This window comes from Bauldia sp. (genome assembly GCF_020442045.1).
Classification (GTDB): domain Bacteria; phylum Pseudomonadota; class Alphaproteobacteria; order Rhizobiales; family Kaistiaceae; genus Bauldia.
Genome location: NZ_JAGRLA010000004.1, coordinates 1 through 2692 on the forward strand (window position 1 = coordinate 1; position 2692 = coordinate 2692).

Here is a 2692-nt window from a genome sequence, read left to right on the forward strand (position 1 = left end):
AAATCCGCCATATCCGAAGGACGGCGAAACTTGCCGTCAACTGCTTTGTCGACCACTTCAACCGGGGATCGACCCCGCATTTCAGCGATCTTCTCGCATTTGATCGGCAATTTTGCCGCCATATCGACCCCGTTTATGGGTCCGTGACCTAGTGAAGAACCAAAAAGAGGAATTCGATGTCGAGGCTTGACGGAAAGACGTGTCTGGTGACGGCGGCCGGGCAGGGGATCGGCCGCGCCTCGGCGCTGGCGATGGCGCGGGAGGGCGCGCGGGTCATCGCAACCGACATCAATGCCGGCGCACTTGCGGAGCTCGCCGGGCAGGGAATCGAGACGCGGCTTCTCGATGTTCTCGACGCGGGCGCCATCGCCGCGGCGGCGGCGGAAATCGGTGCGCCGGACGTGCTGTTCAATTGCGCCGGCTTCGTCGCGAGCGGAACCATCCTGGACTGCGACGAGGACCAGTGGACCTTCTCGGTCAACCTCAACGTCACCGCCATGTACCGGATGATCCGTGCCTTCCTTCCCGCGATGATCGCCGCCGGCGGCGCTTCCATCATCAACATGTCGTCGGTCGCGTCGTCGGTCATCGCGGCGCCCAACCGTTTCGTCTACGGAACGACCAAGGCCGCGGTGATCGGCATGACCAAGGCCGTTGCCGCCGACCATGTCGGGCAAGGCATCCGCTGCAACGCGATCTGCCCCGGCACGGTTGAAAGCCCCTCGCTGGAGGCGCGTCTTGCGGCGGGCGGCGACTATGACGCAGCGCGCGCGGCCTTCGTGGCGCGCCAGCCGATCGGCCGCATCGGCAAGCCGGAGGAGATCGCCGCGCTGGTCGTCTACCTGGCATCCGACGAGAGCGCCTTTACCACCGGCGCGATCCATGTCGTCGACGGCGGCTGGGCCAATACCTGAAGGAGCAAGCTGTGAAACTGGTACGATTTGGTGAAGCCGGCGCGGAAAAGCCGGGAGTAGTCGACCGCGACGGAGCGATCCGCGACCTGTCGGGTGTCGTTGACGATATTGGCGGGACCACGATCTCGCCGGAGGGGCTTGCAAGGCTGGCCGCTCTCGATACCGGCTCCCTGCCGCTGGCGCCGGAAGGCGCGCGCCTCGGCCCCTGCGTCGCGAACACCGGCAAGTTCATCTGCATCGGCCTCAACTATGCCGACCACGCGGCCGAAAGCGGAATGGAGGTTCCGCCCGAGCCCGTCATGTTCATGAAGGCGACGAGCGCCATTTGCGGTCCCAACGACCCGATCATCATCCCGCGCGGCAGCGAGAAGACGGATTGGGAAGTCGAACTCGCCGTCATCATCGGCAAGCGCGCCAAATATGTTTCCGAGGAGAACGCGCTGGATCATGTCGCCGGCTACGCGGTCACCAACGACGTGTCGGAGCGCGCATTCCAGATCGAGCGGGCTGGCCAGTGGACCAAGGGCAAGTCCTGCGACAATTACGGCCAGATCGGCCCCTGGCTGGTGACCCGGGACGAGGTCGCCGATCCTCAAAATCTCAAAATGTGGCTGACGGTGAACGGCGAGACCAAACAGGACGGCTCGACCCGCACGATGGTCTACGGCGTTGCGTATCTGGTCTCCTATCTCAGCCGCTTCATGAGCCTCCACCCGGGCGACATCATTTCCACCGGCACGCCGCCCGGCGTCGGCATGGGCCAGAAGCCGCCGCGCTACCTGAAGCCGGGCGACGTCGTCGAGCTGGGGATCGAGGGGCTGGGCTCCCAGCGTCAGGACGTGATCGCCGACCCCGAATAGGAGGACGCCATGATACCGCTGCTCGATACTCATCAGCACCTGATCTATCGCGAGAAGGTGGGCTACGGCTGGACGACCGGCATTCCCGCGCTTGCGGCGGGCGATTTCACGCTCTCCGACTATGCCGGCCTGACCGGGGACGCGGGTATCGGCGGAACCCTGTTCATGGAAACCGGCGTCGACGATGCCGATTACCAGGCCGAAACGCGCTTCGTGCACGGTCTTTCAAAAGACCCCGGGAGCGGCGTCGTCGGCATCATCGCTTCCATCCGGCCCGAAAGCGAAGACGGCTTCGACGCCTGGCTGGAGGAAAGCGCGGCGCTTGGCGTGGCGGGCTACCGCCGCATCCTGCACGTGGTCGACGACGCCATGTCGGAGAGCGCCGTTTTCCGCGGCAACGTGCGCAAGATCGGCGCGGTGGGCAAGACGTTCGACATGTGCTTCCTGGCGCGGCAGCTGCCGGTCGCGCGGGCGTTCGCCGCCGCATGCGACAACACCAGGCTGGTGCTCGACCATTGCGGCGTTCCCGACGTCGCCGGCGGGGCGCTGGACCCGTGGCGCGCCGACATGGCGGCGCTTGCCGAAATCCCCAACGTCACCTGCAAACTGTCGGGTATCATGGCCTACTGCGCACCGGGCGAGGCTTCGCTCGATACGATCCGACCTTATGTCGACCACGTGCTGGAGACGTTCGGTCCGAGCCGTATCGTTTGGGGCAGCGACTGGCCCGTCATCGATCTCGCCAACGGGCTTGCCGACTGGATCGCCGTCACCCGGACCATTCTCGGCGACCTGTCCGACGACGAGGCGGCGGCGATCGCCCATCGCAATGCCGAGGCCGTCTACGGTGTCCGGCTGTAGAACCGCTTAAGCGGCTGCGTCGCGAGGTTATGACCTCAGGTCGCGTCGTGGTCGATC

General features: G+C 65.4%; 3 protein-coding genes. All 3 read left to right on the top strand.

The window, feature by feature from the left end:
- Positions 1-176: 176 nt before the first annotated feature.
- Genes KDJ86_RS00515 through KDJ86_RS00525 form a run of 3 tightly spaced genes read left to right on the top strand, consistent with a single transcriptional unit; the run spans position 177 to position 2635 of the window.
- Entirely contained in the window at positions 177-914 is a 738-nt protein-coding gene (locus tag KDJ86_RS00515) for an SDR family oxidoreductase (protein WP_291741478.1), read from the top strand.
- An 11-nt stretch (positions 915-925) separates the two neighbouring features.
- Positions 926-1774: a fumarylacetoacetate hydrolase family protein gene (locus KDJ86_RS00520; protein ID WP_291741480.1), complete on the top strand. Its 849-nt coding sequence runs from the start codon at positions 926-928 to the stop codon at positions 1772-1774.
- 9 nt (positions 1775-1783) lie between these two features.
- Complete coding sequence (locus tag KDJ86_RS00525; protein WP_291741483.1) at positions 1784-2635, top strand: amidohydrolase family protein; 852 nt, start codon at positions 1784-1786, stop codon at positions 2633-2635.
- Positions 2636-2692: the final 57 nt, after the last annotated feature.